Source organism: Leptospira yasudae, from assembly GCF_003545925.1.
Classification (GTDB): Bacteria; Spirochaetota; Leptospiria; order Leptospirales; family Leptospiraceae; genus Leptospira; species Leptospira yasudae.
Map to the genome: position 1 here is coordinate 270,183 of NZ_QHCU01000002.1, position 25,195 is coordinate 295,377.

Sequence of the window (25,195 nt, forward strand, 5' to 3'; positions counted from 1 at the left end):
CAAACAATTCAACATCCTTCTTTTTTGCTCGATTCTTTTTTTGTTCGGATGCGATCGCATAAAAAGTTTTAATCCGGGAGATATGAGTTCTTCTCCCTATTATGAAAACGTAATTCTTCAATGTATGATGGGACAAACTCCGGGATGTGCCGCGCCTACGATTCGGAACGTTCAAAATATGGGAACGCTGCATTCGGGGTTTCTGACGGGAAATACGGCTCCATTCGCATCAACGGCGGAAGTTTCCGTGGACGGAGGGCCTTTTTTACCGGCGACCGTTTCCGGAACGACATGGACGTTTGCGCTTCCTACCGGTTCCGCGATTTGGAAACAAAATACGAAACATTGGATCGCGGTTCGATCCTCGCTATTCGCTTCTATCAACGGGATCACGGTCCGAAAAGGAAACAATCAGGACGTAAACGGCGACGGCTTTCCCGATTTGATCGTAGGAGCCAATCAATACAGCGGAGGCAATGGGAAGGTTTATATCTTTCACGGCTCCGAACAGGGAATTCTTTCACAGGCGGCGACGGCAGCTAACACGAGTTTATCGTCCGTCGTGGTGGGAGGGCAATACGGCTGGTCCGTAACTCTGGGGGATGTCAACGGAGACGGTTATGGGGATGCGATCGTGAGCGCTCCGAGTGCGGGAGCCGATGCGGTTTACATTTATCATTCGGGTGGAAGCTCGGGAATCGCAACCGGAGCTTCTCCTACTTCCACCTTGACCGCCGGATCCGCCGTTTTTTTCGGCGGTTCCATCGTGACGGGAGACGTCAACGGGGACGGGTTTGAAGACGTCATCGTCGGTTCGTACGGTTACAGTACTTCGCAGGGAAGAGTCGATGTCTTTCATTCTTCCGGAAGCGCCGGAGTTCCGACCGCGGCGGTCGCATCCGCACAGACAACCTTGATCGGAGCGGCCATCAACAATCGATTCGGAATAGCGGTTTCTTCGGGAGATATAAACGGGGACGGTTATTCCGATGTCTTAGTCGGAGCCGATGGAATTTCCAGATCGTATATTTTTCATTCGAACGGCGCCTCGGGAATCGCGAGTCAGAACTTAGGTTCATCAGGAATTTCTAATACTCTTTTGATCGGAGAAAGCGCGACGCAGTTCGGAATTTCCGTTGCAGTCGGAGACGTCAACGGGGACGGTCCCGAAGACGTGTTGATCGGCGCGAGATCGTATTCCGCAAATCAGGGCAGGGCTTACGTGTTTCATTCGAACGGTCCTTCCGGAATTGCAAGCCAAGACCTTTCGGCAACAGGAACCGCGAATACAGTTTTTACGGGGCAAGCCGGTGCGGGTTTTTTTGGAATCGCCGTTGCCTTAGGCGATGCAAACGGCGACGGATATCAAGACGCGCTGGTAGGCGCATACGGATTGTTGCAAGGGAACGGATTCGTATTTCATTCTTCAGGAGCTTCGGGAATATCGACTCAAAATCTTTCCGCAGGTGGAACGCCAAACACGATCTTTAACGGTGAAAACGCCGGCGATCAATTCGGGATTTTCGTTTCGTTTGCCGATCCGAACGGAGACGGATATTCCGACGCATGTATAGGAGCCTACGGTTATTCCACAAACCAAGGTAGGGCGTATTTGTTTTCAGGAACTTCGGCAGGCATTCCGAATACCGCGGCCGTTTTTGCCTCCACCATTCTCAACGGAGAACCTCTCAGCCAATTCGGCTATTCAATCGCTTCGAACATAGAATCAAATTTTCTCCGATGGAGGATAGAATGGATCGAATTCATAGAGCCGTTTTTATTTTGGCGAAAAGAATTCTTTGAACTTTTTTCTTAAAATTAGGTTGACGGCAGATATCGGTACGCGAACCTGACCTCAAGATTCCCGGTGACTATAGAGAGAGGGCCACACCCGTTCCCATCCCGAACACGGAAGTTAAGCCTCTCATCGCTGATGGTACTGTGTGGTTCGCTGCATGGGAGAGTAGGACGTTGCCGGGTTTTCTTGTTCTTGGACAGAGGATTGATTCTGACAATTCTCCTCCGGTCGTTCGGGCCTTCCCTCAGGGCGGTTTCCTTTCCCTGAATTTCAAAGAATAGAAATCCCGATTCGGACAAACTCACACCGATCGTGTGAAATAGGTTGACTTGGACCTTTTTCAGAAAGCTTCTGTATGGAAAGAGCATTGGATTTTTCCCGAAAGAAGAAAAACGCAATCATTAATGCCAATCAGGGATAATTATGAAAAGAAATTACCAGCCCAGCCGAGTTAAAAGAGCGAGAACCCACGGATTTCGCGCGAGAATGGCGACTGCAGGTGGAAGAAAAGTTCTTTCACGCAGAAGAAAGAAGGGCAGATACAAACTGACTGTATCCGACGAAAAACTCGGTAAAAAATACTAAGAATTAAGTCATCGAAGAGACGTTAAAATCCAGGAAGGAGATCCAATCTCTTTTTAAGGCTGGAAAAAGAGTCTCCCGCTTCCCGATCGTTCTAGTATATCTTCCCAATTCCTTATCCAAGAATCGTTTTCTTTATTGTCCCGAGCGTACGGTAAAGACTGCGGTTCAAAGAAATCGGATCAAAAGGAAACTCAGATCGGTCATATACGAGGAAGAGAAGAACTTTCTTAAAGGCTTTGATATCGCGATACTAGCCAAAAAAGAAATTTTGGATCTCAACCACGGGGAGCTGGTTAAGATTCTGGTCTCTCTAATCAACCGAATCTGATGAACCGACTTGCAATCAAACTGATTCAGCTGTACAAAAAGCTGATCTCTCCTTTACTCCCGCCCGCCTGTCGTTTTACACCCTCTTGTTCCGAATATGCAGCGCAAGCATTTCAAGAATACGGATTTTTCCGCGCATTGCAGTTGAGTATTTGGAGAATTTTGAGATGTAACCCTCTCTCCAGAGGGTTTGAAGATCCCTTACCACCTAACACTAAAAGGACGAACCTGACTCATGGAAGATAGACAAAGTAGATTGTTTTTAGCTTTGATTCTCAGTATGGGAATCTGGATGGGAGTGAATTATTTTTTCTTCCCTTCCAATCCTCCGAAAAAGACTCCGGAAACAAAGGAAGCGAATTCCGATAAACCTTCCGAAACGAAAAAGACGGATCCTGCTCCGAACGAACCGAAAAAAGAATCCCAAATAACCGCTCCCGTTAAGGAGACGAAGGTAGTTCCTTCCGACGCTAAAAAGACGTTAGTCGTAACCGATTCTTATATCGTAGAATTCAGCTCTTTAGGCGGTAGAATCTCCAAGTTTTATGTGAAAGACTATGTGGGTTCCGACGGACATACGGTCCAAGTCGCCCGCAAAAATCCCGAAACTCTCACCATCGACGGCAAAACGTATCAAGGCGTCGAATTATCCAGAGAGAAAGGTTTTGATTTCAACTTTACGGATTCCTTAAACGGTCTTCCCGATTCGGAATGGAATCAGGTTTTGTTTTCTATGGAAGAAAATAAAGCGAATCAATCCGTCGTGTTCACCGCGATCTCGCCCGACAAAACGCTTCAGCTGAAAAAAACGTTCCGCTTTTTTAACAACGAAAACTACTTCAAAGTTTCCTTTTCCATCACGAACTTAACCAGGGAGAAACTGGCTTTCGCTTCTCCGAAAACGACTCAGTATTTAAGAACGTTCGGAAGTCTCGGGCCGTTTCCGAAAGACAGACCTTTGAACGACAGAGACACCGCCAACTTCTTCCGTTTCTACCATTTGGGCGGTTCGTTTAACGATACGTTAGACGGAAGTTCTTCGGTAGGATTTTGGTCTTCCGTCGGAAACTTCTTTACCGGAAATTCCGGAGCGGACGAATCCTTCAGTTTAAAAACGAGCCCGGAAGGCGTGGACTTTGCGGGAACCGGTTCCCGTTATTTTATCGCGGTGGCCGATCCTCTCGATCACAAAGCGCAAGGCGTGGTTCTGGACAACAGACCGAAAAACGAAAGCGGAGCCGTATTAGTATATGATAATATTTCTCTGAGTCCGGGAGAAACCTACGTTCTTGATTTCGCTTCTTACGTTGGAATCAGAGAAAGTGTGGGAATGGTTTTTAAAAATCCCGAACTGGACCCGAACCAAGCCAAGAATAGTCCGTTTGCCGGTCTGAGCTCCGATCTGAACAAATCCTTCAATCAAGGGATCACCACTCCTTTCCGAAACGGAATCATCTGGGTCTTGAAACAAATCTACCGTTTTACCGTCCCGAACTACGGATGGAGCATCATCATCTTCGCGATTCTTTTCAAACTCGTCTTCTATCCTTTGAATCAGAAACAAGCGGATAGCATGAAGAAGATGCAGGAACTCAGTCCTCAACTCAAGACGATCAACGAAAAATTCGCGAACGATCCGAAGTTGCGTCAGCAAAAAACCATGGAGCTTTATAAGAAGAATAACGTAAACCCTGTGGGCGGTTGTCTTCCTATGGTGATCCAAATTCCGATTTTTATCGCACTTTATACCGCGTTCTCTGATACAATAGATCTTTGGAACTCACCTTTCTTATGGGTCAAAGATCTCAGCGAACCGGACGTAATCTGGACTTCACCGGCGATTCCTTATTTCACTCAAACAGGAATCGGCCTGAACCTTCTCGCTCTTTTGATGGTCGGAACACAGATTTTTCAAACGAGAATGACTTCCGTATCCATGGATCCGAATCAAAAGGTTCTTCTTTACGTAATGCCGGTGATGATGCTTTACATTTTCTGGAACATGCCTTCCGGAGTTACTCTCTATTGGACTTTCCAGAACATTCTTTCCATCGGTCAGCAGTGGATTACAAATCACTTAAAGAAAACCGAAGAAAAGAAAAAGGCGAAGGCCTGATCGCGGATCGCGACACAACGAACTCATTATCGAGGATAAACACATGGAAAATTACATCTTTGAAGCCGAGGCTAAATCGAAGTCCGAAGCCGAAGAGTACACTCTCAAAACTCTCCGATTGAATTCGGACGAGGTTCGTTTTGAAACTGTCGATTCCGGAAAAGGCGGCTTTTTCGGAATCTCCCAAAAGAAACCCGCGGTCGTTCGGGCTTACGTTACTTCCCGGGATCTTCCCGCGGAGAAGATCATTCACGGAGTCGTCCTCACCGTTTTGAAAAAGATGGGAATCGAAGCCGAAGTAGTCGGAATGGGCGACGTCGACGGAAAGATCTACGTCGAAATTGCGAGCAAAGAATCCGGACTCGTGATCGGTAAAAGAGGAGCTACGTTAGACGCTCTTCAATTCATTTTCAACCTGATGGTCGATTCCAAGATCAGACACGGAAGAAAAATCGTTCTGGATATCGAATCTTATAGAGACAAAAGAGAACTTTCTCTCGTTCGTCTCGGGAAATCCGTGGCGGCAACCGTCGCTAAAACCGGAAAGTCGAAACTTCTGGAACCGATGAATCCTTTCGAAAGAAGAATCATTCACATGGCTCTTCAAGAGAACGAAAAAGTTTTCACAAGATCCGAAGGAAACGGCACTTACAAAAAAGTAAGGGTCATTCCTATGAAAGACAAACACAAATACAAAGACGTTGCTGAGAAAGGTCCGAACAACGACCTTCTCGAAGAAGCGAACTTTGAATGATACGATAGCTGCAGTATCAACAGCTTCCGGGTCCGGTGCGATCGGAATTATCCGAATGTCCGGGCCGGAGGCGCTCACGATCTCTTCCTCTTTTCTTTTTTCAAAAAACAAATTTCTTTCTCCTTCCGATATTCAACCGAGAACCGCGATTCAATGCGTTTTTCAAATCGGCGATCGCAAGGTCGACCAAATCCTGTTCTTTTATTTCAAGGCTCCGAATTCTTATACCGGCGAGGATCTCTGCGAATTTCATTTTCACGGTAATCCGATTTTGTTAAGAGAAGCGTTAGACGCCATCTTCCGCGCGGGTGCGCGTCCCGCTAAGCAGGGAGAATTTTCACGCAGAGCATTCTTAAATGAAAAATTGGATCTAACCGAAGCGGAGGCGATCGGAAGATTGATCTCCGCGCGTTCCCGTTTCGAATTGGAACTCGCGCAAAAAAACGTGTTCGGAGAAGTTTCCCGTTTCACTTCCAATCTGAGAAGTCAGTTGATTTCTCTCAAAGCGGAATGTGAAGCGGAGATCGACTTCTCCACCGAAGATCTTACTTACGAGTCTTTGGAAGAAAGAAAGGCGCGCATCGATAAAGTCAAAACTCTTTGTCAAACCGTGATCCGCAAATCCGACTCCGCGGAAAAATTGATTCAACAACTTCGAATTGTTCTTTATGGAGAACCGAACACGGGCAAGTCGAGTTTGATGAACGTCCTTCTCGGAAAGGACCGTTCCATCATCTCCGAAATTCCCGGAACAACCCGGGATTATATCAGCGAAGAAATTCTTCTCGAAGGAATTCCGGTTCGTCTCGTCGACACGGCCGGTGTGCGTGAAACGACGGACCGCATCGAAAAGCTCGGTATCGAGCGAAGTGAGAAAGAATTTCAATCGGCGGACATTCGCCTCTTCCTCGTCGATACTTCTAAACAAGAGGATTGGAAAGAATTTATAACCAAGACGAAGGATCGTCTCCAAGGATCGATTCTTGTCGCAAACAAAATAGACATTCGAAATTCTTCCTGGAATCCGAGTTTGTTTTCGGAAGTGCGCGATTTGACGATCTGCGAAATTTCCTGCAAAACCAAAGAGGGAATTTCGATTCTTCTCGGGGCGATCAAAGAAAGGGCCGGAACGATGGGGCATTCGGAAGATTATGTCCTTTTGGAAGAAAGGCAGCGTTATCATTTCGAAACCATCGTTCGTTGTCTCGACAATACGCTTCGTCTGATCGAAGAAGGCGCTCCCGCGGAAATTTATATCAAAGAAATAGACTATGCCCTTTCCGAAATCGGAGAGGTGAACGGTAGAGTGGACACCGAGGAAATTTTGGGGAGAATCTTCAGTAAGTTCTGCGTAGGCAAATGAAATGTTATGGTCGCACTGCCTGATTTCAAAAATATGGGAAATATCGTATGAGGGAAAAATCGTTACAATATCACGCGCTTCATCCTAAGGGAAAAATTGAAGTAGTTCCGACCAAACCGACTCAGGATTCTTACGATCTTTCCCTCGCTTATTCTCCGGGCGTCGCTTATCCTTGTTTAGAAATTAAGGATTCTCCCGAGCTCGTTTACGAATATACGAATAAAGGAAATCTTGTCGGCATCATCACCAACGGAACCGCGATTCTCGGTTTAGGCGATATCGGCTCTCTTGCCGGTAAGCCCGTGATGGAAGGTAAAGCCGTCCTCTTTAAAAAATTTGCGGGGATCGACGTGTTTGATATCGAGATCGACACGAAGGATCCGGACGAATTCATCAATGCGGTAAAACTTCTCGAACCTACGTTCGGCGGAATCAATCTCGAGGATATCAAAGCTCCCGAAAGTTTTTATATCGAGGAACAACTCATCGAAAAGATGAACATTCCCGTTTTTCACGACGATCAGCACGGAACCGCGATTATTACCGTTGCGGGACTTTTGAATTCTTTCGAACTTACCGGAAAAAAACCGGGCGATGTGAAAGTCGTAATCTGCGGAGCAGGTGCGGCCGGAATCGCAATCGCGGAACTCATTCAACAGATCGGCATCAAAAAAGAACAGATCTTTATCGTAGATACGAAAGGTGTGATTCATCACAAGCGCACCGATCTCAACGAATCCAAAAAGAAATACGTTCAAACGACCGAAGCAACCACGCTTAGAGACGCGATGAAAGATTCCGATATCTTTATCGGAGTTTCCGTCGAGAACATGGTGGACGAAGACATGGTTCGTTCCATGGCGAAAAATCCGGTGATCTTCGCATTAGCGAATCCTAATCCTGAAATTCCGTATCAGGTCGCAAAAGCCGTCCGTTCCGATTTGATTATGGGAACGGGAAGAAGCGACAATCCGAATCAGGTGAACAACGTATTAGGATTTCCTTTTATTTTCAGAGGCGCTTTGGACGTCAGAGCCCGTCATATTACTCTCGAAATGAAACTCGCCGCCGCTCGCGCACTTGCCGAGCTTGCACGTTTGGAAGTTCCGGATGCCGTGAGCAAGGCATACGGCGGAGCGAAGTTCGAATTCGGTCCGGAATATTTGATTCCTAAACCGTTCGATAAACGAGTTTTGTTTCACGTGGCTCCCGCCGTTGCGGAAGCGGCCGTAGCAAGCGGTTCCTCCCGTATTCCTTATCCAGGAAGAGAAAAATACCTCGGCTTCCTCGAAGGTATTATCCGGAATTGAAACGCGACTGATCGAGCGACCTTAAAAGCGAGATGCTTCGTTTAGGAACGTCTCGCTAAGTTTAAAAGCAATCGAACGCATTTGACAGCCTATTAAAAAGATAAAAATTCCTTTTGAAAAATCCGATATTTATAAGGATAATATCCCTTTTCAAGAATGGAAATTCTGCTTTTGACTCAAATAGGTTTCGACTTTTGTAAATTTCTACAGTCTCCTAAAACTATAGCCTTAGGGGCGCGGTAGATTATGTCCAAGTCCGAAAATCAAGTCCCCACTCCGGAAAGTTTCGTATTAAGCTCCGAAGAAATTCAGGATATGATCGGAGATCAGGAACTCAAAGTACTGATGCTTCAGTTCAATCCCGGAGCTTTTAAAGATATCGATCTTGTGGAGAAGGGTGTAGAAAATTATTTCCTATTCAATCAATCTCCTTTCGCGCTTACCAAGATCGAACAACTACAACATCTCAAACTTCACGACTTGAAATTTTTGGAAGAAAGAAGAGGGATTCAATCCTATCAATATCTTCTGTTTCAAAAAGAAATCCGCGAACTTCAGATCGTAAACGTAATCATTCGTCCCGCTTCCTTAAAAGCGGATCAGATCGTCAAAGTGAAACGCGGTTGTCTTTTGCAGAGCGTCGCAGCGATTTTGGAGATGCTTCACGCAAGAGATCAGTTCATTCTCAACGTTTCCAAAAACAGCGAAATCGAGGATTGGGTTCATCAGAATTATCTGAACGTGGATGAAAAAGGAATGCCGATCAACTTGGCCGATTCCAAATTCCTCGAAAAGTCCATGCAGAATTTGGAATCCCTTTCTTTGGAAGCTTTGCTTTCCCGTCTGCAAGTACGCGGAGATCTTTTCAGCAATATTTTTCAGATGCTCAATCAAAAACCGGGAGAGATTTTAAATCAGCTTTCTCTGATCAAAGTCGAACCCGAAGTGCTTCCCGTTCTTGAAAAAAGAGGATCGCGCGCCCCGCTTCTTCAGTTGCATCCACGTTTTCATTTGTTCCAACCTTCTTTAGATGAATTGCTCAGTTTCAGACATGCTCCAAAAGAAAAGGACGAGCCGGGAAAAATCACGGAGCTCGAAATCATATTCGATTTGTTTACCGTGATTGCGCGCAAGATTCTTCTGCAACTTCTTCCCGGAGAAGATTCTACTTGGATCGAGTTGACCGGAAATTCTCAAGCGGAACGATACGTGCAGGAACTGAAAAAGCATCCCGCCTTTACTTCCGGAAAAAATTGGATGGGCGGCGGAGATTTCATCAAAGCTTACGAAGTTCTTCTTCAAACCGTACGCACTCTCGAAAATCTCAAAAAAGAATCCCTCATCAATCTCATCACGGGCGAAAATCTATTTCGCTTTAAAGAATCGAAAGAACCCGTGAACTTCGATCTTGCCAATTTCGAAGCGGAAGACGCTGAGATCAAAAGCGTCGGCATGAGCAGAACGGAATTGTTCCGCGAAGTTTTGGAACGCATCCGGGCAAGAGAGGACTTTCTCAAAAAGGAAAGAAAGGCCGCGGGCGGCGAAGTAATGGGCCTTATGATTTTGGCGAAGAGTATGATTCTCCGCGCTTTTACCGAAGTTCGTCAAAGAAGAACTTCGGTTCATAACTTAATTCGTCAGAACGGTTATCCGCGCGGTATCTACGAATTTTTGCGGGAAGTTACGGACGTAAAAGACGGACAGGCCGCCGTCGACGAACAGATTCGTCTGAGTAAGGCGATCGCCGAATGGGAAGAGGACACGGAAAAGGAAAGAATTCGTTCCGAGCGCGCCTCCAAATCGATTCTAGAAAGAATCATAGAATTTATCCTCGGTTTATTCGGAATAAAACTTACGCCCAAGGAACGTGAAACACCGAGCAAAACACAAGCCCGCAAAGAAACGAAATCTTCGGATTCCGATTCATCCGCTTCCGAACCCGTTAAACCGAAAAAGAAAATGTCTTTAGGGGTGATCGTCGGACCGAAAGAAAAGGAAATGATTATTCCCGCCCGAGTTCAAAAGGCGATCGACTATGTGGACCGAAAAAACAACGGATTGATCTGGCTCGACGAAGTCGTCGTCGCCGTTTCTTCGCCCGAATTCGGAAAAGACAAAGTGGCCGACCTCATATACTATGACCAGAAGCGGAGATATCTGGAAATCCGAGCGATGAACCAGGTGCGACACGTCTTTATACGAAGAGAATTGGAATCCGACCCGAGTTGGATCCAAACCACGCTGGATTATCTCGACAATGTTTCCGCCAAAAAACCTGAGTTCTCCGCTCTTGCGGACACTCTGAGAAGATTCCAAAACGAATAAGAATTTTCGTCGATTCTAAATACATTAGAATTTCATAAAATTCCGTTTTCTCTTTGGAGAATATAATTTTTAATCAATCAACACCTTTCGGAGGATCCATGAAAACCAGAATCGAAACGGATTCAATGGGCGAAATCGCCGTAGACGATTCAAAATATTGGGGCGCGCAGACCGAACGCTCTTTACATCACTTTCATATCGGTAACGATCGTTTTCCAAGAGAAATGATCCGCGCTTTGGGAATCTTGAAAAAGTCGGCCGCGATCGTAAACGCCGAACTCGGATTGTTAAGCGAAGATAAGAAGAAGCTGATCGTTCAAGCCGCGGACGAAGTGATTTCCGGCAAATTGGACGAACACTTTCCTCTTTCGGTTTGGCAGACCGGTTCGGGAACGCAAACGAACATGAATTCCAACGAGGTCATTTCCAACCGCGCCATCGAAATCGCGGGCGGAGTCAAAGGTTCCAAGAAGCCGATTCATCCGAACGACGACGTGAATAAAGCTCAATCCTCCAATGATACGTTTCCGACCGCGATGCATATCGCAGCTGCGGAGCAGCTCAATCAAAAACTCATTCCCGCTCTGACTCAACTCAGAGACACTCTTAAAAAGAAAACGGATGAATTTCAGAATATTATAAAAATCGGAAGAACTCACCTTCAAGACGCTACGCCTTTGACGCTTGGTCAGGAATTTTCCGGTTATGTGCAGCAGCTTGATTACAATATCGCAAGAGTAAAAGCGGTTCTTCCTGCTGTTTACAGACTTGCGTTAGGCGGAACAGCGGTTGGAACAGGTTTGAATACGCATCCTGAATTTGCCGTTAAATCTGCGGCTCAAATTTCAAAGGAAACGGGGCTCCCGTTCGTGAGCGCCGAAAATAAATTCGAAGCTCTTGCCGCTCACGATTCTCTCGTCGAGACGAGCGGTGTTTTGAAAACGATAGCGGCTTCTTTGATGAAGATCGCGAACGACGTGCGTTGGTTGTCTTCCGGTCCCCGTTGCGGAATCGGAGAAATCAGCATTCCTGAAAACGAACCGGGTTCTTCCATCATGCCGGGGAAAGTCAATCCGACTCAATCCGAACAAATGACGATGGTTGCGGCGCAAGTGATCGCGAACGACGTCGCTGTGAACATCGGTGGCGCGTCCGGAAACTTCGAGTTGAACGTTTTTAAACCGTTGATCATTCACAACGTTTTGAACTCCATTCGACTTTTATCCGATTCCTGTGTTTCTTTCGAGGAACACTGCGCCCGCGGAATTACGCCGAATAAGGAAAAGCTCAACGAACACTTGAATAACTCTTTGATGCTCGTAACCGCTTTGAATCCTCATATCGGATACGATAACGCGGCTAAGATCGCAAAGAACGCGCATAAAAGAGGAACGACTCTGAAAGAATCCGGAATCGAGTTGGGACTCTTAACGAGCGAACAATTCGATCAGTGGGTTCTTCCGGAAAAGATGATTCACCCTTCGGTGGATTAAGAATAAAAGGGGCTGAAAGGCCCCTTTTTTATTGGATAGGATGCGCAGCAAGGTTTTGATTCCCGGATTCAAAACTTTTTCTATTTTAGAGTATTCTGTTTTTCTAATGTTTTGTTCCATTTGGACGTGATCCGAATTGATTCGCTCTCAGCGATTTTGATCCCCGTCGTTTTTCGATTTGAATAAAAGCCGGAGGAAATACCACAATGCGGCGGTCGTCGCTCCGATTAAAAACCAAACAAAGAAGCTCCAAAAAGCGGTGTATTCGAAAACCAAAAGAAAAATGTCCGATGCTTTCAAGGCGCCACCTCCCATTCTTTCGTTTCATCCTTCGGCTTTGCCGAAGATTCTCCGAACCAACGAACAAACCGATATACATAGGCCGCTCGTATAGAATTCATCCCGTCTTCCAAACAGATCCTTTCCAACAACCTGTCTGCAACTTCGCGGTATTCGTTTCGATCCAGCTTCTCTTCGCGCATCAGCTGATACAGAGCGTCGTGCAGTAAAGAACCCCGCATAAAAGTTTTCGTATCGAACGTCGGGCCGCTGGGTCCGTCCCAAGCGTATCCTGCCTCTATCCGCAGTAAACCGTCCGAATTCATATTCACGAAAACCTTTTCGTTTTTGCTTCCGATCCGAACCGTTCTGTTCGTTTTGATTCCGGTTTCGTAACTATAAGATTTGACGAGTTGATATTTATAATTTTTCAGATTTCTATATACGATTTGATCCATTTTATTCCCTCCCTACATCCGATTTCTTGAATGCGTTATGCGGATTCCCTCCGTTTTTTTGGCGATTCGCGTTCTTCTTTCTTTTTAGGAACCGAAAACCGTGAAGCTGAATCGCCGTTTAAGCGGCGCTTTCCTCATCCGCTTCGATTTCAAGTTCTGTTTCGTTCGGAGCGATGTAGAGACGTTCCGCTTCTTCGTTGAATTCGATTCCGATCTTTTGCATCGCTCTCAACGGTTCCGCGAGAATTTGTTCTTTGTTCAGCTCCAGTTTAACCCTGAGATAAACGTTGCTCAACTTCGCGATGAGGTTGCTGAACTTTTCAAGGAGACCGTTTTCGCTTAGAATTCTTTCGAAAAGTTTTGCGGTCCCTCTAGTTTTTACGGAAGGGGGAACCCTTCTGAGTTTCAAAACTCCCGTTGCGAATTTACACGTTCTGTATTCGGGATCCGGAAAAAGTTCTTTCTTATGATGATCCACGAAGAATTTGATTCCGGATGCGATATGCTGGATCTTTAGATCGAACGGAAAAATCTGATCTTGAAGGTCTAACTGAAGTTTGGCGATTTCGTCGTCCGTTTTGCTTTTGATCCGTTCTCTTTCCCGTTTGGTTTCACCGAGTTGCTGAATTGCCTGCGCGATTTCGGCAAGATCGCGATAACGATTATCCGGTAGATCGACTAAGATTGTTTTGTTAAGCGAATTCTTGGTTTTAGACATCGTTCCTCCTAGTTAGACGATTTTGAATTTTGCGGAGTCATTTCCACAGTGATTCCGTTAGTCGAAGAAGAGAGGATCGATACCGAAGGAATTTTCGAAACCGAAGTTTTAATCTTCTTCTTTGGGGCGGAAGTTTTTTTGTTTGCTTTTGATTTTGCCGCTGTCGTTTTCATCGTTGCTCCTGATTTTTACCGTTTAGGCCGCGCCTTGGGGTTCGCTTTGAATCGTCGAACGTGAGTCGTTTGCGTATAAGGAAAGAATTCTGTCCGAAATAGGAATCAATGCTTTAAAGGTTCGGATCAGACAATCCTCGCAAAGATCGGTCTGTTTCATCGCTTCTTTCGTATTGCACTGTGCGCAGGAATCGGTTTGCATATTCTTAATTCTCCCCTTTGGTTGATCGTTTTTCTGAGTTGACGCTGATCTAAATTCCGGATTACGAAGGGTCGTCATTCTTCGAATTCCTCTTCCAAAATATATTCAAGAATTCTGATAAACTCCTGAATCTTATTCGGGTTCCTTTCGCAGATTTGTGCGATGTCGTTCTTGACAAGAAAAAGCGAAGTGACCGCCTTATCGTGCATTTCGCTGTGGTCGTCCCATCTCCAATCGAACGTAGGAAATTGTTCCTTAACGTATTCCGCGATTTGAACGATCATCTTTTCTTCGATGTCGGAAAGAACGATCGGATCCAGATTGTTTCTGTTGACGATCGGATTTTTTTCCGCGATTGCCGTTGAACTTACTGATTTCATTACGCCGCTCTCCTGCTTCTTCGTTTTGAATAGGACCGAGGTATGCGGTCCATCTTGTACGGAACATTCCATTTTTTGAATGCTTCTCTGATCTCCGTATAGGAATGTTGTCCGTTTAAACTTTTAGAAAGATAATCATAGTTTACGTCCGCTTCCCTGGCGAATTTCGCAAGTGTCTTCATGCGCAGCGTAATACAGATGAAATCCTTACACTCGTCTCCGTTGATGATGATCATCGGAACCTCCTTTTTGTGATTGCGATTTCGCTTCCGTCTGCGACCCTTGGGTGGTGCGCAAGATCGAGTTCGGTCGCGAGATCGACTTTGATTTCGGCGGGTCGTGTCCCGCCAAAAATGACCATACGTTAAAAATGTATAAATGTCAATCATAAAATACGGTAAAAATGTATAAAGCGGATAAAAAATTTCCGGATCGTTTGAAGAGGCTCATCGAAACTTTGGGGATTTCCCAAGCTGAATTCGCGAGATCGATCGATTTAAAACCTGCGTTCATCAGTGATCTGATAAACGAGCGGGCGAAAAGTTTCTCTCAAGAGTCCATTCTTCGTTTAAGAACCGTTCACAGCGTAAATCCTCTTTGGCTGATTTCGGGTGAAGGCGATATGCTGATCAGCGCGGCAGAAGTGAAGAGCGACGCGGAAACGGATCGGTATCGATCTTTATTGAGAAAGATTCGAAATCGTCCTCAAATGGAAGCATTGGTGGAAAGTCTTTTGGATGTGCCTGACGGCGAACTGGAAGCGTTGAGCGTTGTTATAGAAAAGTTTCGAAAGAAGAAGTGATTATCGATTTTCTAAAGATTCGAAAACGAGTTTTACGATTTCTTGCGCGTATGAATGTCTGAGTACCTGAATCGGTTCGGGAGAAAACTGAAAATCGTATTCGAACTTTTTCAAAGCCCCTTCCACTTTCCAATAAAGCGATTCACGTAATTCTTCCGAAGTCTCCAAATTCTTGCTCCAACAAAATAGCTATATATATGTTTAGTATATTTTTTACCCCCGACAAAATCCATCCTAAATCGGAACGTGTGTCGGTTTTTTGTCCGAGCAAGTTTTGATTTTCACATTCTTTACGAATTGAAGATAAGAACGAACTGAAATGACAATAATTTCGATATGTCTCATTGTGCTTTCCTTCCGTTTGAAAACCGGTTCATAAAGAATCGAAACGAATTTTTCGCCAAGAAAAACAATAGCACGACCTCCCGACTTTTTAGTAGATTCAAAAAATTGAATCTACTTCAATGCGATATCTTTCGTTAAAGAGAAGGAATTGATCTTACTTCTTTCGTTCGTACGACATCGTGAATATTTCCGATATGATAAGGGGCTTGACAAAAACGAGCCTACTTGTTGAAACCTGACTCTATGTCTACAATCAAAGGTCATGCAAGAAAAGGTTCTTTGCTGAAAAACGTTCAGCCTTCCGTTTCGGTCAACGAAAGACCGAATCGCGACGATAGAGAATCGCCCACAACAAACGATAAAACACAAATTTTAAAAACAAAAGAAGCCGCAAGTTACCTGAATCTTTCCGTAAGGACGTTCAATCAATACGTGATCGATCACGAAATTCCGTTCATAGAATGGAGTCCTCGAGTTAGAAGATTCATGATCTCCGATTTGGAAAAAATCGCTCTCTCGCGTAAAACGAAAAAACAGATCTATTGATTTATTCTTATTCAATGAACGACTAACGTTCTTTGTTCGTTGAATTAGAGGCAGAATCGACGGTTAGAACCCGGTTCGGTTCTTGGACTTGAAAAGAACTCGTGTTATTCTCTGCTCACAATCGGAAGCGATTGAGTAGTCATTTAGCCCGCCACAGTGCGGGTCTTTTTTTGCGGGGAAGAATGGAGAGTTCAAAAATAAGTCAGATCAAGCTCGGGATCAAGGATTTTCTTGTTATACTAGGTTTTGTAATTTCGGGCGCAATTCAATACAACACGATGTATAAGGATCACGAGATCCGAATCGTAAAAATAGAAACGGAGATGGCGTCCATCGCGAAGGATTTATCCGAAATCAAAGCCGACGTCAAGGACTTGATTAAACTTACTTCTTCCAGAGGTAGGAGGTCCGAATGAAATTCTTATTCCGCGACGATCGAACCGGAAAACCTTCCGATACGACTCTTCGTACTTGGATCGTATTTTTCCTTGCGATCTCCTATTTGACAGCTTTATCCGTTTTATCGATCGTTTCGCCGGATTCATTGAGGCCGCTTCACATGGATTTGATCCAATGGCTGATTCTTTTTTACGGAACGGTGGGAAGTCTTTACTTAGGCAAACGAATCAACGAGGACGTACATTCCAAAAAAAGAACCTTGGACGATGTTCTCGATTCGTTTCAAGAATCCAAAGAAATGAATTCATCCTCCAAGCCCGTTTCGGGGAGCAGACAATTATGAATTCTCTGCTGCTTTGGTGGAATATCCTCGAACTAAAAACGAAAATCAATGCGGTTTTAATATTCGGATTTCTGATCGGATCGATCGGAGCCAGAGGAGTTTTCATTTTTAACGAAATCGTTTTTGAAACGGATTCTTCGCCTTGTTTGTTAAGCGAAGGAGGAAAACGATGATCGCCCATATTTCCTATCCGATAGCTCCTTGGAATCCTCAGCGAAACGATCAAATCACGCCGCGCTTGTTTTTACGGGATTATCAGCAATGTATGGGGAACGTATTTCAGGATTTTATTATATACATAGGCTTGATGTATCGTATTCCCGATTTTATTCATCTTACGACTTATAACTACTATGCGCTCCTGGAAGACTGGGTAATCAAAAACAGAAGGAACGTGTACGATTCCGCGGATCACACTGAACATTTCAATCTCCTAATGGAAGCGAACGAAATCCCCGTTCGAATCGTGAAACGAAAAGGGGATAAACGTGAACTTTGCGAGTATTTTGAAAACGGAAAATATCCTTGCGGCCTCGGAACCTATCTTACTAAGAAAGGACATATCATCCGAGGCATCGGAATCGTAACTACGGAAGACGGTCGAAGATTCTTGAAAGCTTCCGATCCGTACGGAGTCGGGCCTCGTTATATCGATCCTTACGGTCACATGATCCAGTACGAATTGGATTTTCTGTTCGATCTTGGAGTTCCGAGCGCTCTGTATCTCGAGAAAATTTGAGGCAGTATGAGCGGATTCGAACCTTGTAATATCAAAAACTTTGAGTATTCTTTTCCCGAAAATTCGGAAAGGAAAAGGACGCAGGATCAACCATGAGAATCAGTCATATCGATTATTTAGAATCGATGATCGTATCGATCAAAACTCTTCCCGAGCTTCCGGCCACGGAACCGATTTCTCTTTTTGCGGAGAATCGAATATTTCAATCGAGGCCGAACGTCTCCGATTATCCGACTTTGTTTCCGTTTTGCGTGATTTCCTTGAATCCGTTCGAGTCGATTGCGGAAAGAAAACGATTTCAGAAACTCGAGCCTGTTTTGGTGGGAGGAATCAAAAATCTTCGTTTTTTAAAAAGACATTATATTCAAGAATTTACATATTCTATCGAATTTTGGATGCAGGACTCGGCGAAAGACGTCGCATCGACGGGCGACTTCGATGGAAGCGCGGCCGAACTCGGAATTTTCGATCAGATTCTCATCTATCTTTCCGAACACTCTAAACTTATCACGCAACAGGGCGTCACCGTGGAAGTGAAACCCGGATCCTGTTCCAAGGTTTCCGATCCTTCGGAAAATCTCGGATACTATAAATTGAAGATGGAAATCGTTTTCAGCGACGGACTTTTTGAAACTGAAACGGTCCCTACTCTGGCTCAGGGGACCTTTCAAATCGAAGAGCCAACGGAAATCGAAACATCGGAGGAACAATGAAAGCAGTAGAGTTTATTAAGAAATACGAAATTACTCCGGCTTTGGCCGCAGGTTTTCTGGATCATTTAAGAAGAGAACCGGAAGAGGACGTTAAGGATGAAATTCTCCATAACGCTTTTCGGGAATTCTCCGGTAAGGATCTTGAGAGAAAAGTCGCAGTTAAAGAGGAGCATAAAGCCGAATCTACGGAAGAAATGACTTCCGCAAAATCAAAGTTAAACGAGCCGAGCCCAAAAAACTGAAATTCAGTGACGAACGAAAAATAAAGAGCGGCTCGTCCGCCATTCTACTCAGTTGCTCTTAATATTAGGAGCGTATCAATGTCAACAGGCGACGTGACTACCTATCATCAAGATGGTGGGATCAACTTCAATGACGTGAAGCCGGATCGAGTCGGTTCCAAAGTCGGAACAGCGGAAAGCGGCGAGGCAAACAGGGTCTATGTCATCAATAACACACCGCAAGCAAAAGACGTATTCGGAAGAGGAGAGCTTGTGGATTCTTTGGAACAATTCTTCGAAGAGTTCGACGAGTCCAAAGGACAAAAGCCGGTTCCGGTACTCTGCGTTCGCCCCGTTAACGACGTTGCGGGAACGATCGAAGCGCCGGTAAAAACCGGAACGGGAGAAGCGGCGGTGCCAACAACGGCCGGAACTCCGACCGGAAGCAGAACCGTAATTCTGAAATTCACGAAGGCCGGAGCGTGCGGAACGGCCGAATATCGCAAGTCGGTGGACGGAGGAGCGAACTTCTCGACTCCTTTGATTTCTCCTGCGAGCGCTTCGCCCATCTCATTGGATGCCGGAGTTACTGCGACTTTCGTGAACGCTTCCACACCCGCGAATACGTTTCAAGTCGGAGATACCTTTACGTTTACGATCACAGGGCCAAGTGCGTCTAACGCGTCAAAGATCACTGCGATCGAAACCCTGAAGAGGGAATACGGAGCTTATTGGATTCATGTGTTGGGTCCCGCTTCAAGAGCGTTTGCGATGTCATGCAACGTGATTCTTGAGGAAATGGAAACCGAACACCATCTTCCTTCGTTTATCATTTTGGAAGCGAGAGGAAAGAATCAATCCGAAACTCTTCCGGAATATTTTCAATACATTCAGGACGAGTTTGATCCGTTTACTTCTCCGAAAGGAAGAGTGATGATAGCGGTCGGTGAAGCTCGTTATATCAAAGGCGGGGTCAACGCATCGGGCGGTTATTCCGCGGTGAAATCGGCGGGCGATTCGATCGGAACTTGGCGAAACTTTGCGACGATGGCTACCGCTAAAATCGCGGCCGCACCGGTAAACGTTTCGATCGGTTACGTGAAGGACATGCGTTCGCTTACCTTCTCGGAGATCCGTTACTGGAACGAAGGCTATCGAAACTACATGGATCTGCTCCACGATATGGGGCTTATGGTTCTGAAGGAATACGACGATTACGAAGGAATCTTTATCGCGAGAGATAAGATCAAAGCGGCAAGCGCTTCCGACTTCAAGGAACTTCCTGAGCGCAGACGTGCAGACAAGATGCACCGTATTCTTTACCGCGAATCTCTTCAATTCCTCAACATGGATACCGAAGTTGATTCCGGTTCGGGCGGTTTGGATTATCTCAAGACGTACATCGATTCTAAAATCGCGGCAGAGATGGAAGCTCCGGGTAGAAAAGAAATTTCGGGTCACGAAATCATCTTAGATCCGAACAAGACGTTCAACACGGACAGAATTCTGAAAGCGAAGTGCAAGATGTATGTAAGCAACAGAACCAAAGCGATCGAATGGGAAACCTCTTTCGCCACACCCAAATAGGAGACAACAATGGCATTAGAAGTAGTAAAGGAAAACTATAGCTTCACCAATCTTGAACTGAAACTTTTCGGTTACGATATGGTGAACTTTTCCGGGTTCAAATTCGATCACGCGGTTGAAATCGAGCTAACATACGGGAAAGCGGGAGAGATCGTGGGATACTCCACCAAGAATTACAAACGAAGCATCAGCGCTGAAATTTATTTCGAAGAGCTGGATCGTTTGACTCTTCTTGCTGCGCCGTATGGAGGCTTGATCGAAAAGCTTCCTCCTGCTCCTCTCACTGCGATTCTCAAAGCCGAAGGAAGACCGGATTTCAAATACATCGCGCCCGCCGTGAAGATTACGAAATACAACGCTGATTTTAAAAACGGAAATTCCGGCGCGGTTGCGGTTCCTTTGGAGATCGCTCTGTTGTCCATTCCGGTTATTACGTTTGCGTAAGAAAATTTTAAAATCACTCAATCGCTCAGGAAATAGGAAAATAGAATGAATCCATTAATCAGTTCAATTCCAACGTTGAAGGAAGCTTTTGAAAAACTTCCTCAACCTTATCAGAATATCGACGACGATTTTATCGCACGGAATCGGGAAGCGATCGACGCGATCAAATCCCATTTTGCGGATAAAGGCGGCCTTCATGTTTTGGACGCGGGAGAAGGAAGAAAGATCATCTGCAGAGTTCCGAATAAAACGCAAGTGGATGATACTCTTGAAAAAGCGAGAAAGGAAAAGCAAACCGATGTCGCACAACGTCTCACCGGTCAGTGTTGTCTGTATCCGAGTTTCGAAGTCGTAAACGGATGGGCTCAAGATTCTCCCGGTATCTTTATTCCGATCAGTAATAAACTGATCGAGTTGACTGCGACCACCCAAGAGGTAACCGCAAAAAAGCTATAGGAGAGAAGCTTCGGCTTCTTAAAGACGGAAACGGCGCATTGGAGGTTCTTCTGATGTACTACTTTCCCGGAAGAAAGATAGAATATCCGGAAGACGGCGACGAACGTGAAAGTTACGAGACTCGGCTGGCTGCAGAATTGGAATTCGTTCAGCAAATCGAGATCAACACTTTAACTAAAGCGATCGTGAAGGCGTTTAACGGAGATTAAAAATAAAAGGAGGCATGACATGGCCGATACGAATACAAGCGAATTGAAAAACATCATTACCTTAGCCGATCATGCCTCCCATAAAATTTCGGAGATCAACAAGCAATGGGATGCTATGAAGTTGTTGATCGGAGAAAATAGGAATTATTCCGAACAATTCAAAAAAGCCGTCGAGGAAGTGGATTCTTCTTTTGCAAAGATTGGAAAAGGTATGACCGTGTCGAACCTGGGCGTATCGATCGTTAAGGTTTGCAAGGACTTATACGATGCGCGAATAGAATCCTCGAAATTGGAAAACAATCTTAAAACGCTCGGTTTATCCGCGAAAGAAGTCGGCGATGTATCGAAATCGGCTCTGAAGCTTTCGGGTGAAACGGGAATCCCGGTCGAAACGATTCTGGCCGGTATGAATAAAATAAAATATTCATTCAAAAACTTGAATGCCTCCGATTTAAACGCTATGATTAGCAACGTTGCAAACGCGACGATCGCAACCGGAGGAGATTTTTCCGACCTGACGGATCAACTGATCCACGCCGGAACTCAAGTTAAGAATTTTAACGGCGATTTGAATCAATTAAATTTCGGTAGTATTCAGGATTTGAAATCATCTTCTGAAAAATTGGATACCGTTTCATCGCAATTCATTCGGGTCACGAATGCGTGGAGAAATTTTAAACTTCATATGGGTCAAGGAATCGAAGATTCCGGTCTTGTAAAATTCGGCATAATAGAATCGGTCCTTAAAAATATATTCCGGACATTGGCCGACGGAATCGGACATATAAACGCCTTTCTCGGTGAAAATCCCAAGCTGATGGAATTTATAGGAACCTTTTCGATGTTAGGCGGAGCGGCCTTGATCGGGGTCGGCGGTTTGATGGTTCTAAAAGCCGCAGCAATCGGTTTGTTTGCCGCTTTGAAAGTCGCAGTGTTATCAAATCCGATCGGCTTAGCCGTGGTCGGAATCGTCGCCGCTTTGGCTTTGATCATAACGTATTGGGACGATATAAAAGACGCGGCGGTCAAAGCTTGGAATTGGATGGTAAACACTTGGGGTAATCTTTCCGGTTTTGCAAAATTATTGATCGTTTGGTTCGCGCCAATCATCGGGATTCCAATGTTGATCCACGAACATTGGGATAGCATTCAAAGTTTATTCTCGGCAGTGGGCGCAAAATTGGATCCGGTTTTTCAGCAGCTCATGTCCATCCCCGCCAAACTCTCCGCAGCTTGGGGAGACGTTACGAATTTCTTCGGCGGTATTATCGATGTAATTTATAAGATCTTTATGGACCTTCCACCGGGAATTCAGGAAATCCTAATTCTCGCAATGGTAAATCCCATCTACGGATTAGGAAGTTTGATATGGCAGGCGCTTAGCAATGTGATAGGTAATATCCGAAATCGTATGAAAGATTCGGGCAAGAGTCTGTTTACCGCATTTTCGGAAGGAATCATGGATTCCGTAAAGGATTTGAAAGCGACTGTCAACAAAGTGTTGCAAACGATCGATCGATATCTGCCTCATTCCAACGCTTTGGAAGGACCGCTCTCGAGACTTACCGATTCCGGTTCCGCTTTTGTCGATACGTTCGTCTTCGGATTAAGACAAAAACAAAATACGTTATTCGGTTTTATCGGAGAAATGTCGAAAGGATTCAGTTCAGGCTTGAACACGATTCAAGAAAGCGGAGTTAAAACCGCGAAAGCCTTTTCGGCCGGGGTAGTCTCGGGTGAACCCGCGGTTTACGATGGGGTAAGCGGGGTATTTAAAAAGATCAGAAATTTATTTCCGAATTCCGACGCGAAAGAAGGTCCGTTGTCCACCTTGACCAAATCCGGTAAGGCAACGATCGCAGCGTTCTCGTCAGGGGTAGAATCGGAAACGCCGAAGATCAATCCGATTTTGCAAAGATTTAATCAAGCGTTGATAAGCGATTCTCAGGGAATTATTAAGCGAACATTCGAAAATCGGGAAAGTTCCGAAGGAATATCAGGAAAATCGAATAGAACTTCGAATATAGGCATAGGATCCGTAATCGGTCAACTCGTGATCGGGACCAAAACGACGGATCGGAAAAAAATCGGAGAGATCATCACGGACGCGATCTTTCAAGAGTTGGATCGATTTGAGGAGATGGAATTAGTATGATCGGAGGAATTACACCACCGGCGCTTCCCGCGGGATATATTCCGCCGGAAATCATTACGGGAGACACGGATCGTTTGACGATCGGTTTGGATCTTGCAACCGAATACGAGTTTCCTTCCGCCACTAAGATTAAAGCGTTTCAGGAAAAGAAAATCGAGGTAACGGCGATTCCGGGAGGCAAAGGAACGATCAAAGAATTAACCGGATACGGAGACTGGACGATTACGGTGGAGTTTACTCTTCTCGCGGCAACCTATGGGGCGGGAATTCTCGCAGCACCTTCCAATCCGCTTGTGAAAAGCATGATACAAAAGATCAAGGAAGTGAAAAAAATCTGGGAAACGAACGAAACTCTTTATCTAAATCATGCAATGTTAAACGCATTAGGAATTAAGAATGTAGTTTGCAAAAGTTTCGATCTTCCATCGGAACCGATCCAGTACAACCAAACGATCACCCTCGTCTTTTTATCGGATGAAGAATATGATTTGGATCTCGCTTCTATGGAATCCAAAAACGCGGCGGTGGAGTCTTCTTTATGAGCCAGTTTTATGTTTTAAAAGAGAACGATACGTTGCAGCGGCTTTCGGCCCGCTATTACGGGAAATGGGAAATCTGGAGATTGATTTTAGACAACAATCCTCAGATCGAAGATTGGAAAAATCCGAAAGCGGGAGTTTTAATCGAGATTCCGGATCCTTTGACGGAGGATCGTTTGCACACGATCGCCGAAGGAGATACGTACGAATCGATCAGTTTTCTTCATTACGGAACCGAACATTTTTCAGGAAAGATTCGAGAGAATAATTCGGATATTCAACCGTATGAAAACGTAGGTTCGACGCTTTTCGTCGAGGCCCTCGTTTCGAAAGCGGAATTACAGAACGCGAAAAAAAGGATGAACGGTTGATGCTGACTCTAACACAAGAATTAGAAATATCGAATACGAAATTTCCGGCGGTAACCGAAGTGACTTTGGAATCTTCGAGAGAGATTCCCACGGATATACTCACCGTTAAACTTCCTAAATATAAGAATCTCAAGAAAGATTCGATCGTGAAATATTCGAAGGTAACTTGGAAAGCGGGATACACTCGATACGGTCTTTTCCCGGAGTTCAACGGTTATGTTTTGGAAATCAGTCCGAAGATTCCGCTCGAATTAAAATGCGTGGACCCGTTTTTTTTCTGCCAGAGAAAAATCATGACTCAGGATTATCACCAAAAGCCGTTGATGACCTTTTTGAACGATTGTATTCATCCTCAGATTAAATCCGATATATCCATCGTAGTCAGGGACTCGGATATTAAACAAACCGTTGACATTCGATGCTCGAAAAAATCGGCACGTTATGCGTTATTCGAATTAAAGAAAACGCACGGAGTGGATATTTTTTTCCACGATTGGAAGCTGGTAGTTCAAAAAGCGTATTCCCATTCTGATTTAAGTTTTTCCTCTAAAGGAAATAATGCGAAATCAAAGAGCGCGGGGAGTTCCTCATCTAAGCGGGAATTTCCGATCTTTCGATTTACGGAGAATATCATCGAAGACGATCTAACTCCGCAGGAAAGTAAGCCGTTTCAAATTATCGTGCGCGGAGAAAATCCGAAAACCGGTCAAACCTACCGAGGTTCGCACGGCAACGGAGAGGCTCGTTATTACGAAATAGACGGCTTGGATTCTCAGGGGGCCGCAAGCAGAGCGAAGGAAATCTTCGATGATAAATGCGGCTCGGGTTTTAAGGGGAAGTTCGTTTCCTTCGGCTATCCTTCCGTCACTCATTCGCAGATCGTCGACATTCAAGATCCGGAAGATCCTTCCAGAAGCGCGAAGGCGTTCGTGAATCGAGTCGTTAAAAAATTTAATGCGAACGGATATCGTCAGGAAATTTATCCCGGTTTTTATCGCGAACCTCCGAAGACCGGAACATCTAAACCGAATCAGAAAAAGTAAGG

32 protein-coding genes and 1 rRNA gene are annotated in these 25,195 nt (G+C 45.1%); 27 read left to right on the forward strand and 6 right to left on the reverse strand.

All coding sequences use genetic code 11. The features are described from left to right. Window positions 1–82 precede the first annotated feature (82 nt). The 11 genes from DLM76_RS06410 (at window position 83) to fumC (ending at window position 12,071) form a co-directional block, all read left to right on the forward strand. On the forward strand, window positions 83–1,816 hold the full coding sequence (locus DLM76_RS06410) for an FG-GAP-like repeat-containing protein (protein ID WP_158586371.1): 1,734 nt from the start codon (window positions 83–85) through the stop codon (window positions 1,814–1,816). A gap of 47 nt (window positions 1,817–1,863) precedes the next feature. Next, window positions 1,864–1,980 (forward strand): 5S ribosomal RNA (rrf, locus tag DLM76_RS06415). Window positions 1,981–2,221: 241 nt separating this feature from the next. Further along, window positions 2,222–2,383 carry a 50S ribosomal protein L34 gene (gene rpmH / locus DLM76_RS06420; RefSeq protein ID WP_000828326.1) on the forward strand — a complete coding sequence of 54 codons (162 nt, stop codon included), beginning with the start codon at window positions 2,222–2,224 and terminating at the stop codon, window positions 2,381–2,383. A 40-nt stretch (window positions 2,384–2,423) separates the two neighbouring features. Then, window positions 2,424–2,711, forward strand: a complete 288-nt coding sequence (gene rnpA, locus DLM76_RS06425; protein ID WP_241548206.1) for a ribonuclease P protein component — start codon at window positions 2,424–2,426, stop codon at window positions 2,709–2,711. Further along, window positions 2,711–2,956, forward strand: coding sequence for a membrane protein insertion efficiency factor YidD (gene yidD, locus DLM76_RS06430; RefSeq protein WP_118954371.1), 246 nt, complete (start codon window positions 2,711–2,713; stop codon window positions 2,954–2,956). The genes rnpA and yidD overlap by 1 nt, the downstream gene beginning before the upstream one ends. Beyond that, window positions 2,946–4,826, forward strand: a complete 1,881-nt coding sequence (gene yidC / locus DLM76_RS06435) for a membrane protein insertase YidC (RefSeq protein WP_118964711.1) — start codon at window positions 2,946–2,948, stop codon at window positions 4,824–4,826. The genes yidD and yidC overlap by 11 nt, the downstream gene beginning before the upstream one ends. A gap of 43 nt (window positions 4,827–4,869) precedes the next feature. Next, window positions 4,870–5,580 carry an RNA-binding cell elongation regulator Jag/EloR gene (jag, locus tag DLM76_RS06440; RefSeq protein ID WP_118954369.1) on the forward strand — a complete coding sequence of 237 codons (711 nt, stop codon included), beginning with the start codon at window positions 4,870–4,872 and terminating at the stop codon, window positions 5,578–5,580. Then, the gene (mnmE, locus tag DLM76_RS06445; protein WP_118964712.1) at window positions 5,573–6,943 is read left to right on the forward strand and encodes a tRNA uridine-5-carboxymethylaminomethyl(34) synthesis GTPase MnmE; all 1,371 of its coding nucleotides are present in this window, start codon (window positions 5,573–5,575) and stop codon (window positions 6,941–6,943) included. Before jag ends, mnmE begins: the two co-directional genes overlap by 8 nt. 47 nt (window positions 6,944–6,990) lie before the next feature. Continuing rightward, the gene (locus DLM76_RS06450) at window positions 6,991–8,253 is read left to right on the forward strand and encodes a malic enzyme-like NAD(P)-binding protein (RefSeq protein ID WP_118954367.1); all 1,263 of its coding nucleotides are present in this window, start codon (window positions 6,991–6,993) and stop codon (window positions 8,251–8,253) included. Window positions 8,254–8,499: 246 nt separating this feature from the next. After that, window positions 8,500–10,578 carry a hypothetical protein gene (locus DLM76_RS06455; protein ID WP_118964713.1) on the forward strand — a complete coding sequence of 693 codons (2,079 nt, stop codon included), beginning with the start codon at window positions 8,500–8,502 and terminating at the stop codon, window positions 10,576–10,578. 98 nt (window positions 10,579–10,676) lie between these two features. Further along, complete coding sequence (gene fumC / locus DLM76_RS06460) at window positions 10,677–12,071, forward strand: class II fumarate hydratase (protein WP_118954365.1); 1,395 nt, start codon at window positions 10,677–10,679, stop codon at window positions 12,069–12,071. Window positions 12,072–12,367: 296 nt separating this feature from the next. Here fumC and DLM76_RS06465 read toward each other — a convergent pair whose 3' ends face one another. The 5 genes from DLM76_RS06465 to DLM76_RS06490 all read right to left on the reverse strand — a co-directional run bounded on the left by DLM76_RS06465 (window position 12,368) and on the right by DLM76_RS06490 (window position 14,517). Continuing rightward, entirely contained in the window at window positions 12,368–12,808 is a 441-nt protein-coding gene (locus tag DLM76_RS06465) for a hypothetical protein (RefSeq protein ID WP_118964714.1), read from the reverse strand. A 118-nt stretch (window positions 12,809–12,926) separates the two neighbouring features. Then, the gene (locus DLM76_RS06470; protein WP_118954363.1) at window positions 12,927–13,526 is read right to left on the reverse strand and encodes a host-nuclease inhibitor Gam family protein; all 600 of its coding nucleotides are present in this window, start codon (window positions 13,524–13,526) and stop codon (window positions 12,927–12,929) included. 195 nt (window positions 13,527–13,721) lie between these two features. After that, on the reverse strand, window positions 13,722–13,901 hold the full coding sequence (locus DLM76_RS06480; protein WP_135581601.1) for a hypothetical protein: 180 nt from the start codon (window positions 13,899–13,901) through the stop codon (window positions 13,722–13,724). A 74-nt stretch (window positions 13,902–13,975) separates the two neighbouring features. Continuing rightward, complete coding sequence (locus DLM76_RS06485; protein ID WP_118954360.1) at window positions 13,976–14,281, reverse strand: LIC13344 family protein; 306 nt, start codon at window positions 14,279–14,281, stop codon at window positions 13,976–13,978. After that, entirely contained in the window at window positions 14,281–14,517 is a 237-nt protein-coding gene (locus tag DLM76_RS06490; protein ID WP_118954359.1) for a hypothetical protein, read from the reverse strand. Before DLM76_RS06490 ends, DLM76_RS06485 begins: the two co-directional genes overlap by 1 nt. A 167-nt stretch (window positions 14,518–14,684) precedes the next feature. On the opposite strand from DLM76_RS06490, the gene DLM76_RS06495 reads away from it, so the two are divergent. Further along, on the forward strand, window positions 14,685–15,083 hold the full coding sequence (locus DLM76_RS06495) for a helix-turn-helix domain-containing protein (protein WP_118964715.1): 399 nt from the start codon (window positions 14,685–14,687) through the stop codon (window positions 15,081–15,083). On the opposite strand, the gene DLM76_RS21840 is transcribed toward DLM76_RS06495, so the two are convergent. Then, window positions 15,084–15,251, reverse strand: a complete 168-nt coding sequence (locus DLM76_RS21840) for a hypothetical protein (RefSeq protein WP_206610252.1) — start codon at window positions 15,249–15,251, stop codon at window positions 15,084–15,086. Window positions 15,252–15,671: 420 nt separating this feature from the next. Here DLM76_RS21840 and DLM76_RS06500 point away from each other — a divergent pair, with 420 nt between their 5' ends. The 15 genes from DLM76_RS06500 (at window position 15,672) to DLM76_RS06560 (ending at window position 25,193) form a co-directional block, all read left to right on the forward strand. Then, the gene (locus DLM76_RS06500) at window positions 15,672–15,974 is read left to right on the forward strand and encodes a MerR family transcriptional regulator (protein WP_118964716.1); all 303 of its coding nucleotides are present in this window, start codon (window positions 15,672–15,674) and stop codon (window positions 15,972–15,974) included. A gap of 182 nt (window positions 15,975–16,156) precedes the next feature. Continuing rightward, a complete protein-coding gene (locus DLM76_RS06505) occupies window positions 16,157–16,390 on the forward strand; it encodes a hypothetical protein (protein WP_118954356.1) in 234 nt (77 codons plus the stop codon). Beyond that, window positions 16,387–16,716: a hypothetical protein gene (locus DLM76_RS06510; RefSeq protein ID WP_118954355.1), complete on the forward strand. Its 330-nt coding sequence runs from the start codon at window positions 16,387–16,389 to the stop codon at window positions 16,714–16,716. Before DLM76_RS06505 ends, DLM76_RS06510 begins: the two co-directional genes overlap by 4 nt. Next, a complete protein-coding gene (locus DLM76_RS21535) occupies window positions 16,713–16,889 on the forward strand; it encodes a hypothetical protein (protein WP_158586020.1) in 177 nt (58 codons plus the stop codon). Before DLM76_RS06510 ends, DLM76_RS21535 begins: the two co-directional genes overlap by 4 nt. Then, on the forward strand, window positions 16,886–17,455 hold the full coding sequence (locus DLM76_RS06515) for a hypothetical protein (protein WP_118964717.1): 570 nt from the start codon (window positions 16,886–16,888) through the stop codon (window positions 17,453–17,455). Before DLM76_RS21535 ends, DLM76_RS06515 begins: the two co-directional genes overlap by 4 nt. 92 nt (window positions 17,456–17,547) lie before the next feature. Further along, window positions 17,548–18,168, forward strand: a complete 621-nt coding sequence (locus DLM76_RS06520; protein WP_118954353.1) for an LIC10173 family protein — start codon at window positions 17,548–17,550, stop codon at window positions 18,166–18,168. Further along, window positions 18,165–18,410: a hypothetical protein gene (locus tag DLM76_RS06525; protein ID WP_118964718.1), complete on the forward strand. Its 246-nt coding sequence runs from the start codon at window positions 18,165–18,167 to the stop codon at window positions 18,408–18,410. The genes DLM76_RS06520 and DLM76_RS06525 overlap by 4 nt, the downstream gene beginning before the upstream one ends. 78 nt (window positions 18,411–18,488) lie before the next feature. Further along, on the forward strand, window positions 18,489–19,976 hold the full coding sequence (locus tag DLM76_RS06530) for a DUF2586 family protein (protein WP_118954351.1): 1,488 nt from the start codon (window positions 18,489–18,491) through the stop codon (window positions 19,974–19,976). A 9-nt stretch (window positions 19,977–19,985) separates the two neighbouring features. After that, the gene (locus DLM76_RS06535) at window positions 19,986–20,420 is read left to right on the forward strand and encodes a hypothetical protein (RefSeq protein WP_118954350.1); all 435 of its coding nucleotides are present in this window, start codon (window positions 19,986–19,988) and stop codon (window positions 20,418–20,420) included. Window positions 20,421–20,465: 45 nt separating this feature from the next. Beyond that, complete coding sequence (locus DLM76_RS06540) at window positions 20,466–20,876, forward strand: LIC_10177 family protein (RefSeq protein ID WP_118954349.1); 411 nt, start codon at window positions 20,466–20,468, stop codon at window positions 20,874–20,876. 53 nt (window positions 20,877–20,929) lie between these two features. After that, window positions 20,930–21,085 (forward strand): hypothetical protein, encoded by a 156-nt coding sequence (locus DLM76_RS21675; protein ID WP_167450734.1) that lies wholly within the window; start codon window positions 20,930–20,932, stop codon window positions 21,083–21,085. Between the two features lie 19 nt (window positions 21,086–21,104). Then, window positions 21,105–23,240: a phage tail tape measure protein gene (locus tag DLM76_RS06545; RefSeq protein WP_118964719.1), complete on the forward strand. Its 2,136-nt coding sequence runs from the start codon at window positions 21,105–21,107 to the stop codon at window positions 23,238–23,240. Next, window positions 23,237–23,782, forward strand: coding sequence for a DUF6046 domain-containing protein (locus DLM76_RS06550; protein WP_118954347.1), 546 nt, complete (start codon window positions 23,237–23,239; stop codon window positions 23,780–23,782). The genes DLM76_RS06545 and DLM76_RS06550 overlap by 4 nt, the downstream gene beginning before the upstream one ends. Continuing rightward, the gene (locus DLM76_RS06555) at window positions 23,779–24,150 is read left to right on the forward strand and encodes a LysM peptidoglycan-binding domain-containing protein (RefSeq protein WP_118964720.1); all 372 of its coding nucleotides are present in this window, start codon (window positions 23,779–23,781) and stop codon (window positions 24,148–24,150) included. The genes DLM76_RS06550 and DLM76_RS06555 overlap by 4 nt, the downstream gene beginning before the upstream one ends. Continuing rightward, on the forward strand, window positions 24,150–25,193 hold the full coding sequence (locus DLM76_RS06560; protein ID WP_118964721.1) for a hypothetical protein: 1,044 nt from the start codon (window positions 24,150–24,152) through the stop codon (window positions 25,191–25,193). The genes DLM76_RS06555 and DLM76_RS06560 overlap by 1 nt, the downstream gene beginning before the upstream one ends. Window positions 25,194–25,195 lie beyond the last annotated feature (2 nt).